Source organism: Aeromonas sp. 19NY04SH05-1 (genome assembly GCF_040581895.1).
Lineage (GTDB): Bacteria > Pseudomonadota > Gammaproteobacteria > Enterobacterales > Aeromonadaceae > Aeromonas > Aeromonas enteropelogenes.
This window is the reverse complement of sequence record NZ_CP095328.1, coordinates 120,001-143,396: the sequence shown is the minus strand read 5'-3', so window position 1 is coordinate 143,396 and position 23,396 is coordinate 120,001. Positions and strand designations below refer to the sequence as shown.

Sequence of the window (23,396 nt, the reverse complement as noted above, 5' to 3'; positions counted from 1 at the left end):
GTAAAGCCAGTAGGGGAGTCAGAAACCCGGCCATCAGACGAGGTGCTGCGGCCGGGTGAATTGTAAAGAGTAGGGTGACAGATAAAGCGGGTTATCAGCCTAGTCTAATCAACTCGATGGGCGCGTAACGCTCCCCGGAGTTTGCCAGCAGCACGCACTTCTCGTGCTCTGCCTCATAGGGGGTCATATTGTCGGTGTGGGCCTCCTTCAGGGTATCGACGGCGCCGGTGGCGGCAATCATTACGCGCTGGCCGATGTTGAGCACGTTTCTGTTGCGATCATAGATCTTCATTACTTTCTCCTTTTCCTGTGTCCAGGCCTGTGCCCAGGACAACGGAGCCAGACTACGCCCCTGAAAAAACGGGATGTATGTCGCAGATCAAAAAAGGGGCAAAGAGGGACTCATCACGGCGAGGAAACTCGGGAGCGCAGGCAGAGCCTGTCGCGCTACACGCGCGCATGCTGCGCTTTCTGCCGCCATGGGCTCGAAGCGAAAGGCGGATCCGTTATAGTGAACCTCGCTCGCACCAAGCCGCTTTCAACCTACAGGGAATGCACCATGAACCGCGATATCACAGCCCAGTTTATCAAGATGCTGACCAACCTCGACCACTGCCTGGCCAAGGCGCAATCCCATGCCGAGGCGAAACAGTTCAATGTGGAGAACTTCTTCAACGAGCGCCTTATCGTCGACATGCTGCCGCTCGCCAAACAGGTGCTGATCTGCTGCGATTCGGCCCGCGCCGTGGTGGCCACCGCCAGCCACAGCGAGACACCGGCCATGGGGGACGAACCCAAAACCATGGCGGATCTGCGCGCCCATATCGGCAACACCATCGCCTTTTTGCAAAGCAGGCTGGACGCCGACTACAGCGATTACGAAAGCGGCCACTACTTCCCCTACTGGGCCGGTGGCAAGGGGATGGACGGCCATACCTGCGTTCATGAGTACGGCATTCCCAACTTCTACTTCCACCTCACCATGACCTATGCCCTGCTGCGCCAGGCGGGGGTCGATCTCGGCAAGCGCGACTATCTGGGCGGGATCAAGCTGCAGTAAGGATTGCCGGCATCACATCGGATTACCGTCGCGGGAACAAGCCACCAGATAACCAACAGCCTGCCATCCGGCAGGCTGTTGCGTTTCAGAGGGGCAGTCAGGCGTTAAAACGGCCCCTGGCTCTCGCGCAGCTGGTCGGGCAGGCCATCGTGATCCCCCAGCTCGCGGGCAGGTACATCGTCCCAGTGGCGCTCGCCGATCTGGCGATTGCGCTCGGGGTGTAGGGCATAGTGGATGCGATTGTCATCCCGCTCCCTGTCGCCGACACAGAGCAGCCGCACTGGCTTGTCGGTGTTGTTGATAAAGGTGTGGGCCAGGCCATCGCCCGCCTTGAAGCCGACCGAGTCGCCAGGCTGCAGCCGATGGAGCTCGCCATCGAGCCAGACATCCGGGGTGCCTTCCAGCACGTGAACAAATTCATCCTCGGTCTCTTCGGCGTGAGGCCAGCTGGTGCGATGACCCGGGGCCAGCAGTTCGTGGTGAATGCCGATGCGGGCAAAGCCGTAGTGCCTGCCGAGGGGGCTACCCTGGGACAGTCGCTCCTGGCTGCCGGCGTAGCAACCCGGCTCCGCTTCTTGCAGTTCGCTCCAGTGTTTGATGCAGGGGTGGCGGCTCATGGCGGGCTCCTGTGGCACGGGCGCGAAAGATGAATGCTCATCCTACCTTTGCCGCACGGCACAGGAAAAGCGGAAGCCGGCTGGCCAGAGGAGCCCCTCAGGCGAGGGGCTCGATGGGAGTCGTTGTTACTTCCCCTTGATGCATGGCAGCGGGGGCAGTTCGCCCTGCTGGGCAACCCGGGTCATCTGGTAGTTGCCCTGCAGATCCCGATAGACGCGGGTGTTCCACACTTCGCCGTTGTCGAGCTGGAATTCGATATCGTAGTTGACCCCGGACACCACCTGGCTGCGCACCTCGCGGATGCCATCGAGCTTGGCGGCCGTGTTCATGCGAGCCAGCACGCTGGCCAGTGCGGCGTCGGCCTGGGTATTCGGCAGAGCCTGAACCTGCCAGCCACCGGCCAGCGCGGCACACTGCGGTTGCTGCGGCGCGCTGCTGCAGGCCCCCAGCATGCCCGCCATCAGGATGGGAAATAGCACTCGCTTCATCTGGTGTTCTCCAGTCTCAAAATGACCACTCTATCAAGAGTGCGCGCACAATATTGTCGCAGCGGTCACGGTCAGACCGGCAAGAGAGCACAGATCGATCCGGTATAAACGCCGGGAGAAGGCCGGGAAAAGAAAGAGGCGTGAACCATGCCAAGCCTCGGGATGACGGAGAGGCCAGGCCACTCGGTTCAAGAGAAAGCCAGAATTGCCGCAGTGTTGTTTTGGTGCTCCCACGATAGCGGTCAATCACGGGGCAGACGTCAGTTCTCCACATCCCAGGGACACTGCTTGGCCAGTTCCGCCTTGCCGCTGGCAACCAGCGCCTGCTGCACCATCCGCTTGTAACGGTTTTTGATATGAGCGGGCAGCGCGGGCACCAGCAGCCGTTCATCAAATTCAGGCATGGCACGTTCGGGCAGCACAGCCTGCTCCTCGGGAGTAAGCGGGGGTCGGGCAGCCAGGTTGCTGCCCGATATGGTGGGGGTGCCCACCAGCATCCGGCTTTGCAACGGGGCACTCAGCAGAAAGTCGATCAGCAGGTAGGCAGCCTTGAGCTTGTCCGGGTCATCCTTCACATGGCGGGCGATGGAGAGCGCATCCAGCGCATAGATAGCCCCCTCCTGCACCATGGCGATCCGCCATTGCTGGCCGTTTTGCCGGTTGCACTCCACCAGCTCCAGTCCCCAGGTGGTGGCCAGCCGCTGCTGACGCAGAGCCTCGCAGCTATTGGTCTGATTGAACCAGAAGCCGCGACTGGACTTCAGACGCCGGGTCAGGAGCCGCTCCACCTCCTGCTGCAGTGGTTGATCGGCCAGCATCTCACCACTGGCAAACAGGGCCGGCGATTTGCCAAGGGAGAGCAGCACGGAGAACAACAGGGGCTCGAACTGATCGCAAAACACGGCAAATTGCCCCTGGGGCAGGTCATCAGCCAACACCTGCCAGCTGGTCGGCGCCTGGGCAATCTGTTTGCTGTCGTAGGCCAGGCTGAACATGGCGTATGTGAACGGGACCGAGTAATTGCGTTCCCCCTGCTTGTCATATTCGGTATTCCTGAGGGTCGGTTTCAGCTCCGGATAGTGGCTCAGACGGCTGAAATCGATGGGCAGCAGTAACTTGAACAGGGGGTGATGATGCGCCTTGTAGAAATAGCTGGTCGGTATCACCACGTCGGCAGAGCGGGTCCGCAAGGCCCGGTAAACGCTGTCAAAGTCGGTCAGCAGCGGTTCGACCCGGCTGACCGTCACCTCCATCCCGTTGGCCCTGGCATAGTCGGCAAACTGCTGCTCATACCCGGCAGGCAGATAGCCCCACTCCAGCAACTTGAGCTGGATCGGCGCCGCCAGCAGCGGAGTCCCTACGATCAAGCAGCAGAGAAACAGTAGACGCATGGCCGTTTACTCCTGAGATGAGCATCTTGATGGAGTATAGGAGCGCGGCGCGATCGCACCTTTGATGTATGTGAAGAGATAACCGGCCCAGCCAGCACGTCCCCAAATAGCATCAGCCCCGCAAGTGTGCGGGGCTGATGGGTTATCAAGGCTGACGAGGGGCGAGGCCTTCCTCTTGCAGATAGGTTTCGACCTGCTGCTGGTAGTCCGCCTGATAGGAGAACTTGGTGCTGTCGGTGGCGGCAATCAGGTTGACGACAGTGCAAAACAGGGTCGCAGCCAACAGTCCCTTGCCCACCCACTGGGGATAACGGCGGCTCCAGCGCACCAGCAGCAGCAGGATCGGGAACAATGCATAGGGGAAGATCAGCATCAGGTGCCAGTAGTTGAAGATGATGGGCGACAGGGCCGCACTCACCAGCACCGCCAGCACCGCCGCCAGCGCATAGAGCCCGAGCCAGCTCTCGCCATCCAGTGGCGCTCGGTCGCTGCGCAACAGATGCGGCTTGAGTTCGCGCCACAGCTGCCAGTTGGCCTTGGCCGCCAGCAACACAGTTGCAGAACCCACGCCGTAAATCACGATGCGCCACACCCAGATCGCTGCCATCTGCAGGTATTCGTGCCCCGCCAGCCAGATAAACTGGGTGTCGTTGACCAGCTTACTGGCAAACAGCCAGGAGCCATAGCGCAGCCAGTAGAGCACTGATTTCAACACCGGATAGACATGCACCAGCCCCCAGCCGATATAGCGCTGGCGCGCCTCGGGATCGACGTTCTGGGTAATATGGCTGTTGCTCATCACTTCCATGGCGTAAGGGATCAGGGAGGCACCGATCAGCAGGGTAGCCACCACCACCCCGCTCCAGCTCACCTTGAGAATGCGGCGCCAGAACAGATAGGTGGACATCACCGCCAGCAGCGGCCAGGAGTAGTGCAGCTGCATCGCCATGCCGATGGCCAGCAGGTGAACGATCATGTGCCAGAAGGAGGCCCGCTCGCGCATATGCCAGGCCGACCAGCAGTGCATGGCCGAGAAGAGGAACAGATAGGAGGGGTTGTAGAGCAGACTCTCGTACTGGAACCAGGGGTTAAGCCAGCAGAGCACCAGAAACAGCAGACGCACCCTGTCATCAAACACCTGACGGATCACTGCATCAAACAGCAGGAATCCGACCAACCGCATCGCCAGCAGCAACACCATGGGGGCATAGGGAGAATCCCACAGCAGCAGCGGCCCGCCAATCAGCCAGGCCGACAAGCTCCCCGGCACATTGCCCACCGCACTCGCCGCATTGCCATAGCTGAGCCAGACCCCCTCATAAGCCCCAAGGTAACCCTTGTAGAGCATCTGGGTCTGGTCGCCGGTGAGGAGTTGGTGGCTAAAGAACAACCAAGATAACATCAGCCCAGACAAAATAACGGCCCCAAACATCATCTTGCTGTAGCGCTCACTAAACACAACCATCAAATTCATACCAACCAGAAAAATTTGACTGGAACTTTAACAGTTATTCACCAACGTTTCCCAACTGCAACTCACATTTTATCATCGATATCAAGCGTTAAGAATGAATGTAAAAAGCGTATCATTCCTTAACTCCTGAAGCGAAATAGCTCTTTTTGATATTCATATAGAAACCCCAACATACCCTTATGTTTTGATTTCAGAAATACTAATCCGTTTGAGCGTTTCCAACTATGTTGAAACCAGTGTGTTACATATCTATCTGGGTGTGGAGTGTAATTTATTTTTTCGCCACTATAATCATAAAAATAATGTTTATCAAAAACCCCAACATTTTCTACAATCGACTCACTTTTAAGAATATGGGTCATAATATCAGGCCCCATATAGAGCTCTGACTTCATGATTTCATTCTCGTAGAAATGGATCAACCGTGCTAATGTAGAAGAATCCTGCTTGGCGTAAATTACTGCCGTACCAATTCTATCACCCTCTTCATAACCAACCCCAAAATTATATTCATGGAAAATACCAAACGGGTTTTTATTTATTGTAACATCCGTATCCATATATAGACCGCCCTCTTCAGCAAGAATTTTCAAGCGAAGATAATCAGTCACAAAAGCATAGAGCCCCTTTTCATAGCATCGCTTTGAAAATTCACACCCAGCTATCCAATCTTTTATTTTAGGGTCGCAATCTAACCATATTTTATATTCATACCCCTGCTTACTCCAATCATCAATACATACATGTGCAAGTGGTGGCAAGCGGTCCCCCAACCATATTGCATGTATTTTATCACAACCTATTCCTGTATTATTTTTTGTAGCTTTCATGTTATCCCTTCTGATTTTTATATTTTTTATTCCAAAAATACATTCTTACAAAGCGATAAAACCTATATGTTTCTCGAGATGCCTTAAAAAGTAGCGGCACCTTAGCCAAGGCCACCTTGTTTTGAATTCCACTCTCCATATCACCAGGGCTATATATTGCATATGGCAGCACACCGACTGACTGGACTTTGTGTCGATATGACTCACCAATAAAGTTATCTACTGAACATAGCCATCTGCTACTGCAACCAACCAGCTTTCTGGCTCCTTCAGGATTAATACTATATCCCGTCGTCCACCTAACATTGTTATGCCAGAGCATTGTTTGTATTCCATGCTCATATTCCAGTGCCGTCGCGTCACCGATCTGCGGCTCCAGCTTCAAATACTCATATTTTTCATGTAGTTTAGGTAGGGCTTCGAATATATCACAGAAATATCTTGTCGGTAGAAAATCATCCTCAAGGATAATTATCGGCTCATTTAGCTCTATGCATTTCTCCCATAGTAAATAATGACTTGCATAGCAGCCTTTCTCACCGGGAGTCAGTGGACGACTTCTTAATAATTTTCGGTGCATATCATCCGGACACCCTTGTAATCTTTCGGGCAGTCCAGCAAAACCATTTATTGCATCAAAAAATTCAAACTCAACATCAAGTTCTGCCAAAACTCGCTTAACTCGTTCACGGCGAGACTCAGCATTTTTTAAGCTGACAATAAAAATTTTCATATATTATATTCGTCCAATTTATTTCGGCGAGATTGATATTCAAGAAAGTCTCTATATAATGCAAATGAATACACTGTTCCCATAAAGGTGTTGAAAACCCATTGACCTGAACGCATATATAAGAACGATTCAAAATTATTAATTATTAGCCAATAGATCAAGAAACTAATGGCAATACCTTTTATTAAGGTAGGAGCATTACTCCTCACAGCCTTGTATACAGGATAAAACATCAGTACATAGGTGAATACGAGCCCCATTGCACCATAAGAAACTGCAGTTTCAAAATTTGAATTATGCAGATGTCTAAATTCCGCCTTAATATAGTCAGGCAAAACAGTTGACTGAGTAATAACTAAAGCGCGGCTGCCATCACCAGTACCAAAAATAGGATGAGAGTAAAACCAATTAATCGCCTCCAGCCATGTCTGTAGCCTGACACCAATACTTATATCTTTCACCTCCCGCCAGTTCCCTGATAACATGTTATGTAAATCACCTGGATGTGAAAAGCCAGCATAAATACGATTATGAACAAAATCAACATGGTATATGAGAATTCCGATGACGAATAAGATACCATAGAGCATGATAATCTTTCTGAGTGAAACCCTGTCTCTAAAATAAGCATATAACAATGGTATCAAAAATATAGATATGAACACTGCCAGCCAAGATTGTCTTGACTGTAACATCATCAACAATGCCCCTAAAAGAACCAAAAACAAACATGATATTGAAACAACAATACCTTTGTTATTTATTTTCCGTGGCGCAATAGTATATATAAACCAAAGTGTACAAATGAAAGCTGCGCCTATTATCAAGGAACCATGCTGCGCATTTCTATAGCCAAAGTCTACTCGACTACCGTGCATTCCAATTATAAATTGTTCAAAAAAATCAGAGTAATAAAACAACGTAAAAACACTACCAACAGAAAATGCAAGTAGTGTCACGATCGATCTCTTAAGTGACCCCTTTAGCCAGAAAGCCACGACAAGAAACACCATTAAATAAGAAAACGGTTTGAGATTAGGAGTAGGCTGTGCGAGTTCAGGTATAGTTCTAGTTGACATAAACCAGCTTGCGAACTGAATTACTCCTCCAATTACTAGCAACCAAAATACTACATTTCTGGAAAAGAAATCCCGATACACTGCTATTGCTACCAAACCACCAATAATCATAACGGTTTGAAAGAAATCGCCAACAACCTGAAATGAATCTTTGAACATCACGTAGCATATAATGGAGAGAAACATTAATGATGAGCAACGGTCACTCTCCAAGTATCGCTTTATAGAGTCTGTCATACCTATTAATTACCTTGAGTATGGCAGGAAGCTATCAGTTCACTTCCTGAACACATAATTTCCGCGAATTTTTCGCCACAGCCCGAATACATCAGTACGGGGGAAGATAGCAATCCGGCGGATCTGGAAAGGGTCCTGGTGCATTGCTTTGGGGCCACTATTGGTAGCGACAGCAAAACGATACCCGGCGGCGATAGCCTGCTCCTTGGCACTCTCGTTCATATCTCCGTAAGGGTAGGCAAACGAGAGCAGCGGATGGCCAAGCAGGGCCTCCAGTTGGCGTTTATTCTCCTGAATTTCATGGGCTTGTTGTTCGGGTGTGAGCTTGCTCAAGCGGGGGTGAGTCAGAGTATGACCACCAATTTCCACATGACCGCTGGCGGCCAGCGCCTTGACCTGCTCACCACTCATCAATGAGACCTTGGTATCCGGATTGGTCGGATGCTCGACATCCCAACGGTTATAGCCTTCACCGGTAACCACGTACACCACGGCTTTATAACCATATTTTTCCAGCAGCGGCAGCATGCGGGTCAGATTGTCCTGATAGCCGTCATCGGCAGTGATCATCAGGTACTTCTTGCCGTATTGCAGACGGTGGATAAAGCCTTTGTCCGCCAAATCGCGGAAAGTCAGGGTCTCGTAGCCGAGCCACTTCATCAGGCGCAGATGCTTCTCGAACATGGTGATCGGCATCCAGGTACCGTGCACCCCTTTCTCGCTATCCTGTTCGATAAAGCGGTGGTACATGATGACGGGCATCTCGCGGCGCAGGGTTTCGACTACGGCATCCTGATAGATGGTTTCGAGGCCGGATACTACCCCCTGCAAGCCATACTCATCCTGAATGCGTTGGCGAATGGCTTCCGGCACCGTCTTGCTGGCCAAGGCGGTCTCGATTTCTCCCTTAAGGGCAGCAAAATCGATAGCCAGATCCTTGGGGCCTATATCGCCGAAGTTGCTGGCGAGCGCCTCGGCCAGATTCTCTTCCGTCACCAGGCCGATGGCCTTGGCCTCGCCGATGGCAAACGCCGGGCGACCACACAGCAGGGCCTCCATCGCCACCCTGCCGGCACCGATCACCAGATCGCACTGCGCCATCAGAGCGGGGACATCGTCAACGTAACCGACGAAGTCGACCCGGTCACGAAAACGCGCGAAGCGCTCGGGCACCTGGCTGCCACTCACTACCCGCACCTGGCAGGCGTCCAGATCCAGCACCTCGTCCAGCAGGCGATAACAGAGCTCCCCCTTGGGACCACTCAGGCGACCAATGATGGCGATCACCGGCTTGTCATTGGCGGGCGCGGCGACGGGCTGAAATTTGTCGGTCTCGATGCCGTTGCGCAGTACCTGAACGATGGCCGGTTCGACTCCCAGATTGTCGATAATCTGGCTGGCGATATCTTCGCACACCGCCACAGCCCGATAGCCGAGGGCATGGAAGGCCTTGCGGGAAGCATGCACCGGCTGGCGGCCATGCACAGTGGTGATCATGGGTGTACCGGTCAGCTTGCAAGCCACATAGCTGCTCCAGCCGGAGGCGCGAGAGTGGGCATGAACCAGCTGGATGTGATGCTTCTTGATGAGATAGATGAGGTAAAAAACGTGCCAGAAACGGCGCAGAATGCTGCGCTTGTTGAACCGCAGCTTGAATACCGGGCCCAACGTGGGCTTGGTCAGAGTATCTGACACATAGAAGACATTGTGACCACGCCGGGTGAGTTCGTTACCGACCGTGGTGGCATAGACCTCTGCGCCCGTTACTTCGAGCTGGGAGAGTGCCATCAAGATATTCATTGCGTGGTTACTCGTTGCAGAAAGGGAAAGTCAGCCCAGAAAAACCGGAAGCGGAGTAGAGTCCGCTTCCGGTTTCACTAACAGTATCAATATATTGCTATTACGCGTTATCTATTGAGCCAGGCCATGTAATCGGCCACCCCTTCGGCCACTGTCATGAACTCGGCGTCATAACCCACGCTGCGCAGCTTGGTCATATCGGCCTGAGTGAAACTCTGATAGCGGCCTTTCAGGTGATCCGGGAAGGGGATGTATTCGACAGACCCCTGTTGGTGATACTTGATCACCGCCTCTGCCACGTTCTGGAACGGCTCGGCGCGACCGGTACCGCAGTTGAAAATGCCGGAGTGCTGCGGGTTCTGCCAGAACCACAAGTTCACTTTGCAGACGTCATCCACATAAATGAAGTCGCGCATCTGGCCGCCGTTCGGGAAACCATCGCAACCTTCAAACAGCTTGGGATTTTCGCCCTTCTTCACCTGGGTGTTGAGGTGGAAGGCAACGGAAGCCATTGAACCCTTGTGCTGCTCGCGCGGGCCATAGACGTTGAAGTACTTGAGGCCCACCACCTGGGAATTGATTTCCGGCATCAGGCGGCGCACGTACTGATCGAACAGCTGCTTGGAGTAGCCATAGACGTTAAGCGGCTGCTCGAACCTGGGATCTTCGATGAAGTTGTCGTTGCGGCCACCGTAGGTAGCGGCGGAGGAAGCATAGATGAAGGGTATTTCCCGCTCGATGCAGTAGTGGAACAGATCCTTGGAGTACTCGTAGTTGACCTCCATGATGAACTTGCCGTTCCACTCGGTGGTGGCAGAGCAGGCGCCTTCGTGGAAGATCACCTCGATGCCGTTGTCCCACTCTTCAAACTCGTCACCGGAGACGATCCGAGCCTGAAACTCGTCTTTGTCCATGTAGTCAGCGATGGTCAGATCGACCAGGTTGACGAACTTGGTGCCGTCGGTCAGGTCATCAATGACCACGATATCGGTCCGTCCTTGAGCGTTCAGCTGCTTGACCAGATTGCTGCCGATAAAGCCAGCACCGCCAGTTACTACGATCATGGAGTTTGCCTCTCGTACGTTGATGGCTACATGTGACTGCTTGTTAAAGCTGTGTATAGTGAGCCAATTTGAAATTGCCGAAAAGTTTATCACGGGCCGTCCGGGGATTCGACCTTGTTCAAAACTACCCCGATCGGAACCTGTTGGAGGAATGAGTGATGAAAACCAGAGACAGGATCATTCACAGCGCGACCGAGCTGTTCAACGATCAGGGTGAACGCAACATCACCACCAACCATATTGCGGCGCACATGGGCATCAGCCCGGGCAACCTCTACTACCACTTCCGCAATAAAGAAGACATCATCCACTCCATCTTCGACCAGTATGCCCGTCACCTGAGCGAGAGCTTCGTCCCGACCCGCAACCGTGAAATCACCCTGCAGGATCTGATGGGCTATCTCGATGCCATCTTCTATCTGATGTGGCAGTTCCGCTTCTTCTACGCCAATCTGCCGGACATCCTGAGCCGTGACGAACCGCTGCAACAGAAGTACCTCAAGGCCCAGGAGCAGATGCGCTCCTCCGTGGTCGCGCTGCTCAGAAGCCTGCGCGAAGGGGGCATTATCGATGTCAGCGATGAAGACCTGCCGGATCTGGGCCAGACCATCAAGATGGTGGTGACCTGCTGGATCCCGTTCCAGATTGCCCAGGCCCCCAACACCCGCATCACCAAACCGCTGCTCTATCAAGGCGTGTTGAAGGTGCTGTTCCTGCTGCGCCCCTATGTGCAACCCCAGGTAGCCGGACAGATCCAGCAGCTGGAGCAGCACTACCGCCAGCTGGCCCAACCAGTCGGGTGAGATCTGTTTCACATTTGTTGAATATCAGCACAATCATTTGAATTTACCGCAACAGATTGCAGTAAAATGTCGCCCTCTGTTGATACGCAGCTGAAATAGCCACTAAGGATCGAGGATGTCTAACGGATTCTATCGTCACCTGACCGAGCAACTGAACCAGGTGCAAGCTGAAGGGTTGTACAAGCAGGAGCGCATCATCACCTCCGCCCAGCAGGCCAGCATCGCCGTCGGCGGTGAGCAGGTACTGAACTTCTGTGCCAACAACTATCTTGGGCTGGCCAACCACCCGGATCTGATCGCTGCCGCCCATCAGGGACTCGACAGCCACGGCTTCGGCATGGCCTCGGTGCGCTTCATCTGTGGCACCCAGGACCAGCATAAAGCGCTGGAGCAGAAGATGTCTGCCTTCCTCGGCACCGAAGACACCATCCTCTACTCCTCCTGTTTCGATGCCAACGGCGGCCTGTTCGAGACCCTGTTCGGCGCCGAAGATGCCATCATCTCCGATGCCCTCAACCACGCCTCCATCATCGACGGCGTGCGGCTGTGCAAGGCCAAGCGCTATCGCTACGCCAACAACGACATGGCCGAGCTGGAAGCCCAGCTCAAGCAGGCTGATGCCGACGACGCCCGCTTCAAGCTGATCGCCACCGACGGTGTCTTCTCCATGGATGGGGTCATCGCCGACCTCAAATCCATCTGCGATCTGGCGGACAAATACGATGCGCTGGTGATGGTGGATGATTCCCACGCCGTCGGCTTTATCGGCGAAAACGGTCGTGGCACCCACGAATACTGTGGTGTGATGGATCGGGTCGACATCATCACCGGCACCCTGGGCAAGGCGCTCGGTGGCGCCTCCGGCGGTTATACCTCCGGCAAGAAAGAGGTGATCGACTGGCTGCGTCAGCGCTCCCGCCCGTACCTCTTCTCCAACTCGCTGGCCCCCTCCATCGTTGCCGCCACCATCAAGGTAATCGACATGCTGGCGGAAGGTCACGACCTGCGCGCCCGTCTGAAAGAGAACAGCCGTTACTTCCGCGAGCGGATGAGCGCCGCTGGCTTCACTCTGGCTGGCGCCGACCACGCCATCATTCCGGTGATGCTGGGGGATGCCAAACTGGCCTCCGAAATGGCAAGCCGCATGCTGGCAGCCGGCATCTATGTGGTGGGCTTCTCCTTCCCGGTCGTGCCCAAGGGTCAGGCGCGCATACGCACCCAGATGTCTGCCGCCCATACCCGCGAGCAGCTGGACAAGGCGATCGACGCCTTTATCCGCATCGGCCGTGAACTCGGCGTTATCTGATTTGAATCAAGGGGCTGCAGCCCCTTTTTTCTGCATTCATATTGAAGGAACAGCCATGAAAGCACTCTCCAAACTGCACAAAGAGGTCGGCATCTGGATGACGGATGTGCCGGCCCCTGAGCTCGGCCACAACGACCTGCTGATCAAGATCCGCAAAACCGCCATCTGCGGCACCGATATCCACATCTACAACTGGGACGAGTGGTCCCAGAAGACCATTCCGGTACCCATGGTGGTCGGCCACGAATATGTCGGGGAAGTGGTCGCCATCGGTCAGGAGGTGCGCGGCTTCGCCATCGGCGATCGGGTCTCCGGTGAAGGGCATATCACCTGCGGTCACTGCCGCAACTGCCGCGCTGGCCGCACTCACCTCTGCCGCAACACCATTGGTGTTGGTGTCAATCGCCCGGGTGCCTTCGCCGAATATCTGGTGATCCCCGCATTCAACGCCTTCAAGCTGCCGGACAACATCCCGGACGAGCTGGCTGCCATCTTCGACCCGTTCGGCAATGCGGTGCACACCGCCCTATCCTTCGATCTGGTGGGTGAAGATGTGCTCATCACCGGGGCAGGCCCCATCGGCATCATGGCCGCCGCCGTCTGCCGCCATGTGGGTGCGCGCCACGTGGTGATCACCGACGTCAACGAATACCGGCTGGAGCTAGCCCGCAAGATGGGCGCCACCCGCGCGGTCAACGTGGCCAAGGAGAAGCTGGCTGACGTGATGAGCGAGCTGGGCATGACCGAAGGGTTTGACGTGGGGCTGGAGATGTCCGGCGTCCCGAGCGCCTTCCAGGAGATGCTCGACAAGATGAACCACGGCGGCAAGATCGCCATGCTCGGCATCCCCCCCTCCACCATGGCCATCGACTGGAACAAGGTGATCTTCAAGGGGCTGTTTATCAAAGGGATCTATGGCCGCGAGATGTTCGAGACCTGGTACAAAATGGCCAGCCTGATCCAGTCCGGGCTGGATCTCTCCCCCATCATCACCCACAGATTCCATATCGACGAATTCCAGCAGGGGTTCGATGCGATGCGCTCCGGCCACTCCGGCAAGGTGATCCTGAGCTGGGACAAATAACCCATTTCACCCCTTGGGTACCCGAAACCCGGCGAATGCCGGGTTTCTTTTTATCTCCACCACCCAAATTGCCGTGATATCGCCCAAAACTTTGTACGCAGAGTGTTTAACACTTCACACACAAGCGTTTAAATGGCTGTAACTATTCGGTTATAATCCCGTCGTTTACATGGATAATAAAAGACTGCTGGGAGTATATGAGCGTGTTGAAAAAACTGAGCTATTTGCTGGCTGTCGGGATGACGGCCGCCAGCTTGTCTGGGGCAGTGCTTGCTGCCGATGAGATGTCACCGGAAGCCATTGCCGAGCGGATCAAACCAATCGGTCAGGTCTATACCGCCAAGGATCTGGAAGGTATTGCCGGCGCGAGTGCTGCACCGACGGCGGCCGCCTCTTCCGGTCCCCGCGATGGCGAAACGGTATACAAGGGCGCCTGCTTTGCCTGTCACGACACCGGTGCAGCCGGTGCCCCCAAACGGGGTGACAAGGCAGCCTGGGAACCCCGTGTTGCACAGGGGATAGACACACTGAAGAAACATGCCATTGAAGGCTTTACCGGCAAGTCCGGCATGATGCCTCCGCGCGGTACCTGTGCGAACTGTAGTGATGAAGAGATTGAAAACGCCATCCACTACATGATCGACAAGCTGTAAGTATTTGAAAGGGCCGCAATTGCGGCCCTTTCAATCTATCGGCTTCCGACTACTCTTGTAAGGTAGACATATCGGGAGTTGCACATGTCGGCCCAATCCATCGAACCCCACTACTCAACTCCTCTGTTGGCGTTGGTCTCTGCCATTATGGACTTCCCGGCGCCACAAACCGCCACGTCTGACGATTACGATTCCCTGATCCAGCAGATTGACCAACTCTGCCCGCTGCAACATTTCGGCATGTTGGGCCTCTCCGATACCGGCCTGAACTGGCTTTACGCCTACAAGGTCAGCGACATCTTCAAGCAACAGCTGGGCCGGGAGCAGTCCCGCATCACCGATCAGCTCACCCAGCTGGATGAGGCCGAAGGGTGGTGCGTCTTCCCCATTGAGCATGGCCAGATACAGTGGTTGCTGGCGCGTGGCACCCCAGCCGACCTGCCGACCCTGCGCCTGCTGCTGGAGTGTCTGGCCAAACGGCTGACCGAAACCCAGGCGGGATCCCATCTCACCGAGCTGCCTTCGCCGCTGATTCGCAAAGACCCGAACTGGAAAAAGAAAATCGAGAGCATCAGCCGCATCATGCGGCTCGCCAATACCCTGCCGGCCCAGGCGCTCTTCTCCCAACTGGAAGCGGTACTGCGCCAGATGCTCACCATCGAGGACATGCTGCTGGTCAGGCTAACCAGTCAGAAGCTGGAAAAGATCTACCCCGCCCATCCCCATCAAGGGGACGAGTTCATCAGCGGCTTGTGCCACAGCACCAGCAATATCGAGGTGAGCAGGGAGTCACGCTACTGGCACAGCATGCCGCTGCGGCTGCAACAACAGTACTTCGCCCACTTCATCATCAGCACGGCTCAACCGCTGGAAACCGACGACAAGCTGTTTCTCGACTTCCTGCGTGGCCAGCTCACCCTGCTGCTGGAGCTGAGACGGATCCGCCAGCAGCTCAACGACATCAATACCGAAGACTCCATCAACCAGCGGCTGCAACAGCTGCGTCAGACCAACCTCAGGCTGCAAAAGCAGCTCAAGCAGCATCAGGAGCTGGAACGGCGGCTGCAATTCGATGCGCTTCACGACCCGCTGACCCAGCTGCCCAACCGCGCGCTGTTGATGAACCACCTCAACCATGCCATGACCCACTACAACCGCTACAAGTCGCCGGGATTCGCGGTAATTTTTATCGATGTGGATCATTTCAAGCAGATCAATGACACCCTCGGCCACAGCGCTGGCGATCAGCTGCTCAAGGAGGTGAGCCGCCGCCTGCAAACCTGCATCCGGCAAAACGATCTGGTGGCCAGATTGGGGGGCGACGAGTTTGTCATCTATCTGGACAGCAGCAAGAGCGACGATGACATCAGCCCGGTGCTCAACCGCATTATCAGCCGTCTCTCCTACCCGTTCCGGCTACTCGGCAACGAGCTGAGCATTACCGTCAGCCTTGGGGTATCGAGCGTATCCGAGCAAACCTCAGATATCAGCCAGCTGCTCCATCAGGCCGATCTGGCCATGTATCAGGCCAAGCGCAATGGTCGCAGTCGCATCGTCAGCTACTCGGATGATTGCATCAATCAGAACTGGAATTCGCCGGAAGAGATGCTGGCCAGAGCCCTGCGGGAGGGGCGTATCGTCCCCTATTTCCAACCGGTGATCCGGCTGCAGGATAGCCGCCTGACCGGACTGGAGGTGATGGCGCGCTGGCTGACCGAGGAGGGGATTCTGAAGGATGCGTTCGACTTTATTCCGCTGGCAGAGCAGTGTGGTCTGATACTGGAGCTGGATTACCAGATCCTGCGCCACACCTGTCAGCAGCTGAAGAACTGGCTGCCAATCTCCGGGCAGGGCAAGTTCAAGGTCGCCATCAATCTGTCTGGCAAGCATCTGGTCAACCATGACCACATCATGCGGCTGATGGGAATTATCGAAGAGGAAGGTGTCGCCCCCGGCTATCTGATTTTTGAATTCAACGAGCGGGAGCTGTCGCGGCAAGATTCCGATGCGCTGGCATCCCTGCATGACCTGAGGGCCAAGGGTATCCAGATCAGCCTCGATGATTTCGGCACAGGCTTCTCCTCCCTCAACGCCCTGTTCCACTTCCCGGTGGATTACATCAAGGTGGATGACAGCTTTACCCAACGGATGCTGCAATCGCCTAAAGATTTGGCGCTGATCCGCGCCATGCGGGATATCTGTCAGGATCTCGATTACACCCTGGTAGTCGAGGGGATCGAGAACCAGCAGCAGTTGCAAAAGCTGATTGATATTGGCTGCCGGATGGGGCAAGGGCGCTATATCTCTCCGCCCATGCCGGGAGCAGATATAGTGCCGCTACTGACCCCGGCCAATCCTTAGGATTAATCCTTCTTGAACAGCGCCCGCAGGTTGGCAACACCGACCTGCCCCTTCTGCTGACGCTCCTCGGCAGTCACCTTCTTCTGGTTTTCCCATTCAAGGTCATCCTGCGGCAGCTCCAGCAGGAAGCGGCTCGGCTCTGGCCGTACCGACTCGCCAAACTGGCGCCGCTCCTTGCAGAGGGTGAAGGTCAGTTCGGCCTGAGCCCGGGTGATCCCCACGTAGGCGAGACGCCGCTCCTCCTCCACGTTGTCTTCATCTATGCTGGTCTGGTGGGGCAGCAAGCCCTCCTCCATCCCCACCATGTAGACATAGGGGAACTCCAGCCCCTTTGAGGCATGCAGCGTCATCAACTGCACCTGATCCGCATCATCCTCACCTTCGTTGCGCTCCATCATGTCGCGCAAGGTGAGGCGAGTGACCACCTGAGCCAGCGTCATCGACTCCTCCAGCTCATCCCCTTCCAGCATCTCGGTGATCCAGCGATAGAGGGTGGAGACGTTCTGCATCCGCATCTCGGCCGCTTTCGGGCTGGGGGAGGTCTCGTAGAGCCACTCTTCGTAGTGGATCTCCTTGATCATGTCCCGCACCGCCTCCACCGGATTGCCGCGCAGCGCCTGATCGCCAAGGCGTACCAGCCAATTGGTAAAGGCCTGCAGGGCCACGAGGCCACGGCCGGAGAGGTGCTGCTCCAGTCCCAGCTCGAAGCTGGCGGCAAACAGACTCTTGCCGCGCTGATTGGCATACTGACCCAGTTTTTCGAGGGTAGTGGTGCCAATCTCGCGGCGCGGCAGGTTGACCACCCGCAGGAAGGCGGTGTCCTCATCCGGGTTCACCAGCAGCTTGAGGTAGGCCATGATGTCCTTGATCTCGGTGCGGGAGAAGAACGAGGTGCCGCCGGAGATGCGGTAAGGAATCCGGTTGGTCATCAACGCCTTCTCGAAGATGCGCGACTGATGGTTGCCCCGATAGAGGATGGCGTAATCCTTGAACCGGGTGCGGTTCATAAACTTGTGACCCATCATCTCGGCAGCGATCCGCTCCGCTTCATGCTCCTCGTTCTTGGCAAACAGCACCTTGAGCTTCACCCCTTCATCCAACTCGGAGAAGAGCGCCTTGTCATAGACGTGCGGGTTGTTGGCGATCAGGATGTTGGCGCACTTGAGGATCCGCCGCTTGGAGCGGTAGTTCTGCTCCAGCTTGATCAGCTTGAGGCTGGGGAAATCTTCACTCAGCAGCACCAGATTCTGCGGCTTGGCACCGCGCCAGGAGTAGATGGACTGGTCATCATCCCCTACCACGGTAAAACGGGCACGCTCGCCGACGATCTGCTTCACCAGCTCGTACTGGCTGGTATTGGTGTCTTGGTACTCATCGACCAGCAGATAGCGGATCTTGTTCTGCCAACGCTCGCGCACCTCCTGATTGCTCTTGAGCAGCAGGGTGGGCATCACGATGAGGTCGTCAAAATCCAGCGCGTTATAGGCCACCATCTGGCGGTGATAACGCTCGTAGAGCTGGGCCATCAGCACCTCTTCCGGCCCGCGGGCGATGCGCATGGCACGGGCGGGCAGGATAAGGTCGTTCTTCCAGTTGGAGATTTGGCTGATAAGGGCCGAGAGCTTGTCCTTGTCGTTGTCGAGCTCGTCTTCGGTGAGCTCCTTGAGCAGCGCCAGCTGGTCGGTGTCATCGAACAGGGAGAAGTTCGCCTTGAGATTCAGGCTCTTGTGCTCACGACGAATGATATCGAGACCCAGGGTATGGAAGGTGGAGACCATCAGCCCCCGCGCCTCCTTGCGACCCAAAGTCTGGCCGACCCGCTCCTTCATCTCCCGCGCCGCCTTGTTGGTGAAGGTGACCGCTGCTATGTTGCGCGCGTTGTAGCCGCACTGCTGCACCAGATAGGCAATCTTGTTGGTGATGACGCGGGTCTTGCCCGATCCGGCACCCGCCAGCACCAGGCAAGGGCCGGAAACATACTTGACCGCTTCGTTCTGATTGGGGTTGAGCTTCATGGGCCGGATCTCTTGGCTTATGATGAGGGGCGGCATTGTACCAGAAATCACCCGATGAGCCGTACCTGCTGCACGGCAGTCAACCGCTCATCTGGCTTATCGCGCCTTGTGTTCGGGCGCTATTTTCAGGATCATGGCCGACCTTTCGAGATGATGACTTTTTCCAGATGATGAGGGGAGCATGAATCAGCAACAGCACGACCAACTGCGCAGCCAGTTTCCGGCCTTGGCGCAGGAGGTAAACGGCCACCCTCTGGTCTATCTGGACAACGCAGCCACCACCCAGAAGCCGCGCGCGGTACTGGATGCCATCACTCACTACTATCGGGCCGACAACGCCAATGTGCACCGTGCCGCCCACGCCCTGAGTGGCCGCGCGACCCGCGCCTTCGAAACTGCCCGCGAGACGGTCTCCCGCTTTATCAATACACCCCGCAGCCAAGAGGTGATCTGGACCCGCGGCACCACGGAGGCGATCAATCTGGTGGCCCAGAGCTGGGGGATGAACGAGCTTAAGGCTGGGGATGAGATCCTGCTCAGCGCTCTGGAGCATCACGCCAATATCGTCCCCTGGCAGCTGGTCGCCCAGCGCACCGGCGCCGTGATCCGGGTCATCCCCCTCGATGAGCGGGGCGATCTCGACATGGCCGCCTATCTGACCATGCTGGGACCACGTACCCGACTGGTGAGCGTGGCCCATGTCTCTAACGCCCTCGGTACCGTCAACCCTGTTGCCGAGATAGTGGCGGCGGCCAAGGCAGTCGGCGCCCTGACCCTGATCGACGGTGCCCAGGCGGTGGCTCATCTCGAGGTGGATGTGCAAGCCATCGGTTGCGACTTCTACGCCTTCTCCGGCCACAAGCTCTATGGCCCGACCGGCATCGGTGTGTTGTGGGGCTGCACCGAGCTATTGGAGCGGATGCCGCCCTGGCAAGCTGGTGGCGAGATGATCGAGCGGGTCAGTTTCAGCGGCACCACCTTCAATACCCTGCCCTTCAAATTCGAGGCGGGCACCCCCCATATCGCTGGCGCTATCGGCCTCGCCGCCGCCATCGATTTTGTGATGGCGCAAGATCGGCAATGGCTCGCCAGCCATGAGCAAACCCTGACAGACTATCTGATCGCTGGTCTGCAACAGGTGCCAGGGCTGCGTCTGGTCGGCGAACCCAATCAGCGCGCCGGTGCGGTCTCTTTCCTGCTCGACGACATCCACCCGCAAGATGCCGCTACCCTGCTCGATATGCAGGGGATCGCCCTGCGAGTCGGCCATCACTGCGCCATGCCGCTGATGGAATCGCTCGGGATCGGCGGCACCATGCGCGCCTCGCTGGCCTGCTACAACAATCGGGATGATGTCGACGCCCTGCTGGCCGCCCTGCACAAACTCAGTGACTTCTTCTAAGGCAGACAACCGAATGAGTGATCTCGCAAGCTATACCCGGATTGGCCTTGAGCCCAACACCGACACCATCCGCCAGCAGTTTGCCGCAGCCCACGGCTGGGAGAACCAGTACCGGCTCATCATCCAGCTCGGCAAACAGCTGCCAGCGCTACCCGGCGAATGGCAGCAGGAGGAGTTTCGCCTCAAGGGGTGTGAAAGCCAGGCTTGGCTGAAGGGAGAACAAAGCGAGGATGGCTGCTGGCACTTTGCCTGTGATTCCGATGCCCGCATCGTTCGGGGCCTTATCGTCATCGTGCTGGCGGCACTCAACCACCAATCGTCTGCGGCGATCCAGGCTTTTGATATGGAAGGGTATTTCAGCGAACTGGGACTTGAGAAACACTTGAGCCCGTCACGAGGTAACGGGCTCAGGGCGATCGTCTTGGCAATCCGGGAGCAAGCGGTATAGCCGAACACTCCTGGCTTCAATGGCCGATTACGCCTCGCTAACCGGCCCAACCATCTCTTTCTCGGCGCGAGCCCCGCGCTCGGCAATCTTCTTCAATACCCGGGACGCGGCCACCAGACCAAAGGTCGCCGTCACCGGCGTCACGGCACCAAAGCCAGAGGCGCAATCCATCTTCATGTTGCCATCGCTGGCCGCCTTGGCCTGACAGGTGCCACCATGGCCGTCCGGGTAGCTCAGCTGCTCGGTTGAGAAGACACACTCCACACCGAACTTGCGCGCCGGATTCTTGCTGAAGTTGTGCAGTCGACGCAGATCGGAGCGCACCTTGGCGGCCAGTGGATCTTGAATAGTCTTGGCCAGATCGGCCACGGTGATCTGGGTCGGGTCCATCTGCCCGCCTGCACCGCCCGCCACTATCACCGGGATCTTGTTGCGCTTGCAGAAGGCAATCAGTGCCACCTTGGCCTTGACCGAGTCGATGGCATCCACCACATAGTCAAACTCCCGTTTGATGTGTTCAGCCAGGTTGTCTGCTGTGACGAAGTCATCCACCTCGATCACCTCGCAATCCGGGTTGATGGCTCGGATACGCTCGGCCATCACCTCTGTCTTGAGGCGACCAACTGTCCCTTGCATCGCATGGATCTGGCGATTGGTATTGGTGATGCAGATATCGTCCATGTCGATCAGAGTGATCTGATTGATGCCAGCACGGGCCAAGGCTTCCGCCGCCCAGGAGCCGACGCCACCGATCCCGACCACGCAGACTTTCGCCTGGCTGAAGGAGCGAAGCGCGCTCTGACCATAAAGACGGGCAATGCCCCCGAATCGCTGTAGATACTCTGCTTTCATACCACCACCTTGCTTGAGGGCGCCATTATAGCGACAACCATGGGCGGCGGCGAATTTTCAGATGAGCATGAAACAGGATGGAACAGCGAAATCTGGGTAACAGAGATAGGGTAAGGAGATCGTCGAGACGAAAAAAAGCCCAGTCTGTCGACTGGGCTTCTTGTTAGTGGCGGAGCGGACGGGACTCGAACCCGCGACCCCCGGCGTGACAGGCCGGTATTCTAACCGACTGAACTACCGCTCCGCATTCGGTTAGCTTTCGCTAAATCTTTTGCTGCTTCTTTATGAGGTGTCATCCTCGCAGCCAGTAACGTGATTTCACATCACCGTTTAATTGGGTGCCTGGCAGTGTCCTACTCTCGCATGGCGAATGCCACACTACCATCGGCGCTACCGCGTTTCACTTCTGAGTTCGGCATGGGTTCAGGTGGTTCCACGGCGCTATGGCCGCCAGGCAAATTCTTCAATCTTGGAAAGCTGACGTGAATAACGACTTGGTCGCTATCACTGAATTCGTAGTTCGTTCATTCGCTACAAGGCCAGAAACACTTCTTGGGTGTTGTATGGTTAAGCCTCACGGGTAATTAGTATGGGTTAGCTCAACACGTCGCCGCGCTTACACACCCCACCTATCAACGTTGTGGTCTCCAACGGCCCTTTAGGACCCTCAAGGGGTCAGGGATGACTCATCTCAGGGCTCGCTTCCCGCTTAGATGCTTTCAGCGGTTATCGATTCCGAACTTAGCTACCGGGCAGTGCCACTGGCGTGACAACCCGAACACCAGAGGTTCGTTCACTCCGGTCCTCTCGTACTAGGAGCAACTCCCTTCAATCATCCAACGCCCACGGCAGATAGGGACCGAACTGTCTCACGACGTTCTGAACCCAGCTCGCGTACCACTTTAAATGGCGAACAGCCATACCCTTGGGACCGACTTCAGCCCCAGGATGTGATGAGCCGACATCGAGGTGCCAAACACCGCCGTCGATATGAACTCTTGGGCGGTATCAGCCTGTTATCCCCGGAGTACCTTTTATCCGTTGAGCGATGGCCCTTCCATTCAGAACCACCGGATCACTATGACCTACTTTCGTACCTGCTCGACCTGTCCGTCTCGCAGTTAAGCTGGCTTATGCCATTGCACTAACCTCCTGATGTCCGACCAGGATTAGCCAACCTTCGTGCTCCTCCGTTACTCTTTGGGAGGAGACCGCCCCAGTCAAACTACCCACCAGGCACTGTCCGCGACCCCGATTCAGGGGCCTGCGTTAGAACATCAAACATACAAGGGTGGTATTTCAAGGACGGCTCCAGCGCAACTGGCGTCACGCCTTCAAAGCCTCCCACCTATCCTACACATGTAGGTTCAATGTTCAGTGCCAAGCTGTAGTAAAGGTTCACGGGGTCTTTCCGTCTAGCCGCGGGTACACCGCATCTTCACGGCGAATTCGATTTCACTGAGTCTCGGGTGGAGACAGCATGGCCATGGTTACACCATTCGTGCAGGTCGGAACTTACCCGACAAGGAATTTCGCTACCTTAGGACCGTTATAGTTACGGCCGCCGTTTACCGGGGCTTCGATCAAGAGCTTCGCTTGCGCTAACCCCATCAATTAACCTTCCGGCACCGGGCAGGTGTCACACCCTATACGTCCACTTTCGTGTTTGCAGAGTGCTGTGTTTTTGATAAACAGTCC

General features: G+C 55.9%; 20 protein-coding genes, 1 tRNA gene and 2 rRNA genes (1 of these 23 running past the window's edge). 8 read left to right on the top strand and 15 right to left on the bottom strand.

Features of this window, described 5'->3' with window-relative positions; genetic code table 11:
* Positions 1–94 precede the first annotated feature (94 nt).
* The gene (ydfZ, locus tag MRK42_RS00685; protein ID WP_042072458.1) at positions 95–292 is read right to left on the bottom strand and encodes a putative selenium delivery protein YdfZ; all 198 of its coding nucleotides are present in this window, start codon (positions 290–292) and stop codon (positions 95–97) included.
* A gap of 267 nt (positions 293–559) precedes the next feature.
* On the opposite strand from ydfZ, the gene MRK42_RS00680 reads away from it, so the two are divergent.
* On the top strand, positions 560–1,060 hold the full coding sequence (locus tag MRK42_RS00680) for a DUF1993 domain-containing protein (RefSeq protein ID WP_354688730.1): 501 nt from the start codon (positions 560–562) through the stop codon (positions 1,058–1,060).
* A gap of 104 nt (positions 1,061–1,164) precedes the next feature.
* On the opposite strand, the gene MRK42_RS00675 is transcribed toward MRK42_RS00680, so the two are convergent.
* From MRK42_RS00675 to rfaD, 9 genes are all read right to left on the bottom strand, one after another.
* Positions 1,165–1,677: a cupin domain-containing protein gene (locus MRK42_RS00675; RefSeq protein WP_354688729.1), complete on the bottom strand. Its 513-nt coding sequence runs from the start codon at positions 1,675–1,677 to the stop codon at positions 1,165–1,167.
* 126 nt (positions 1,678–1,803) lie between these two features.
* Positions 1,804–2,166, bottom strand: a complete 363-nt coding sequence (locus MRK42_RS00670) for a cystatin domain-containing protein (protein WP_354688728.1) — start codon at positions 2,164–2,166, stop codon at positions 1,804–1,806.
* Positions 2,167–2,426: 260 nt separating this feature from the next.
* Positions 2,427–3,557 carry a PotD/PotF family extracellular solute-binding protein gene (locus tag MRK42_RS00665; protein ID WP_354688727.1) on the bottom strand — a complete coding sequence of 377 codons (1,131 nt, stop codon included), beginning with the start codon at positions 3,555–3,557 and terminating at the stop codon, positions 2,427–2,429.
* Between the two features lie 145 nt (positions 3,558–3,702).
* On the bottom strand, positions 3,703–4,905 hold the full coding sequence (locus tag MRK42_RS00660) for a 3-deoxy-D-manno-octulosonic acid transferase (protein WP_354689033.1): 1,203 nt from the start codon (positions 4,903–4,905) through the stop codon (positions 3,703–3,705).
* Between the two features lie 245 nt (positions 4,906–5,150).
* Positions 5,151–5,861 carry a glycosyltransferase gene (locus MRK42_RS00655; RefSeq protein ID WP_354688726.1) on the bottom strand — a complete coding sequence of 237 codons (711 nt, stop codon included), beginning with the start codon at positions 5,859–5,861 and terminating at the stop codon, positions 5,151–5,153.
* Position 5,862: 1 nt separating this feature from the next.
* Positions 5,863–6,594 carry a glycosyltransferase family 25 protein gene (locus tag MRK42_RS00650; RefSeq protein ID WP_120416325.1) on the bottom strand — a complete coding sequence of 244 codons (732 nt, stop codon included), beginning with the start codon at positions 6,592–6,594 and terminating at the stop codon, positions 5,863–5,865.
* The gene (locus tag MRK42_RS00645; RefSeq protein WP_354688725.1) at positions 6,591–7,832 is read right to left on the bottom strand and encodes an O-antigen ligase family protein; all 1,242 of its coding nucleotides are present in this window, start codon (positions 7,830–7,832) and stop codon (positions 6,591–6,593) included. Before MRK42_RS00645 ends, MRK42_RS00650 begins: the two co-directional genes overlap by 4 nt.
* Positions 7,833–7,949: 117 nt before the next feature.
* Positions 7,950–9,710 (bottom strand): polysaccharide deacetylase family protein, encoded by a 1,761-nt coding sequence (locus tag MRK42_RS00640; RefSeq protein WP_354688724.1) that lies wholly within the window; start codon positions 9,708–9,710, stop codon positions 7,950–7,952.
* Between the two features lie 107 nt (positions 9,711–9,817).
* A complete protein-coding gene (rfaD, locus tag MRK42_RS00635) occupies positions 9,818–10,774 on the bottom strand; it encodes an ADP-glyceromanno-heptose 6-epimerase (protein WP_354688723.1) in 957 nt (318 codons plus the stop codon).
* Positions 10,775–10,932: 158 nt separating this feature from the next.
* On the opposite strand from rfaD, the gene MRK42_RS00630 reads away from it, so the two are divergent.
* From MRK42_RS00630 to MRK42_RS00610, 5 genes are all read left to right on the top strand, one after another.
* A complete protein-coding gene (locus tag MRK42_RS00630) occupies positions 10,933–11,577 on the top strand; it encodes a TetR/AcrR family transcriptional regulator (protein ID WP_042057022.1) in 645 nt (214 codons plus the stop codon).
* 115 nt (positions 11,578–11,692) lie between these two features.
* Positions 11,693–12,883 carry a glycine C-acetyltransferase gene (locus MRK42_RS00625; protein WP_354688722.1) on the top strand — a complete coding sequence of 397 codons (1,191 nt, stop codon included), beginning with the start codon at positions 11,693–11,695 and terminating at the stop codon, positions 12,881–12,883.
* Between the two features lie 55 nt (positions 12,884–12,938).
* The gene (tdh, locus tag MRK42_RS00620; RefSeq protein ID WP_005340852.1) at positions 12,939–13,967 is read left to right on the top strand and encodes an L-threonine 3-dehydrogenase; all 1,029 of its coding nucleotides are present in this window, start codon (positions 12,939–12,941) and stop codon (positions 13,965–13,967) included.
* A gap of 197 nt (positions 13,968–14,164) precedes the next feature.
* Positions 14,165–14,620, top strand: coding sequence for a c-type cytochrome (locus MRK42_RS00615; protein WP_354688721.1), 456 nt, complete (start codon positions 14,165–14,167; stop codon positions 14,618–14,620).
* Between the two features lie 84 nt (positions 14,621–14,704).
* Entirely contained in the window at positions 14,705–16,981 is a 2,277-nt protein-coding gene (locus MRK42_RS00610; RefSeq protein ID WP_354688720.1) for an EAL domain-containing protein, read from the top strand.
* A gap of 2 nt (positions 16,982–16,983) precedes the next feature.
* Here MRK42_RS00610 and rep read toward each other — a convergent pair whose 3' ends face one another.
* Complete coding sequence (gene rep, locus MRK42_RS00605; protein ID WP_354688719.1) at positions 16,984–18,996, bottom strand: DNA helicase Rep; 2,013 nt, start codon at positions 18,994–18,996, stop codon at positions 16,984–16,986.
* Between the two features lie 181 nt (positions 18,997–19,177).
* Here rep and MRK42_RS00600 point away from each other — a divergent pair, with 181 nt between their 5' ends.
* Positions 19,178–20,398, top strand: a complete 1,221-nt coding sequence (locus MRK42_RS00600; RefSeq protein ID WP_354688718.1) for a cysteine desulfurase — start codon at positions 19,178–19,180, stop codon at positions 20,396–20,398.
* Positions 20,399–20,411: 13 nt separating this feature from the next.
* Positions 20,412–20,846 carry a SufE family protein gene (locus MRK42_RS00595; protein ID WP_354688717.1) on the top strand — a complete coding sequence of 145 codons (435 nt, stop codon included), beginning with the start codon at positions 20,412–20,414 and terminating at the stop codon, positions 20,844–20,846.
* Between the two features lie 27 nt (positions 20,847–20,873).
* Here MRK42_RS00595 and tcdA read toward each other — a convergent pair whose 3' ends face one another.
* The 4 genes from tcdA to MRK42_RS00575 form a co-directional block, all read right to left on the bottom strand.
* Entirely contained in the window at positions 20,874–21,698 is an 825-nt protein-coding gene (tcdA, locus tag MRK42_RS00590) for a tRNA cyclic N6-threonylcarbamoyladenosine(37) synthase TcdA (protein ID WP_354688716.1), read from the bottom strand.
* Between the two features lie 167 nt (positions 21,699–21,865).
* Positions 21,866–21,942, bottom strand: a tRNA-Asp gene (locus tag MRK42_RS00585).
* Positions 21,943–22,038: 96 nt separating this feature from the next.
* A 5S ribosomal RNA gene (rrf, locus tag MRK42_RS00580) occupies positions 22,039–22,153 on the bottom strand.
* Positions 22,154–22,261: 108 nt separating this feature from the next.
* A 23S ribosomal RNA gene (locus tag MRK42_RS00575) occupies positions 22,262–23,396 on the bottom strand (it continues 1,754 nt past the right edge of the window).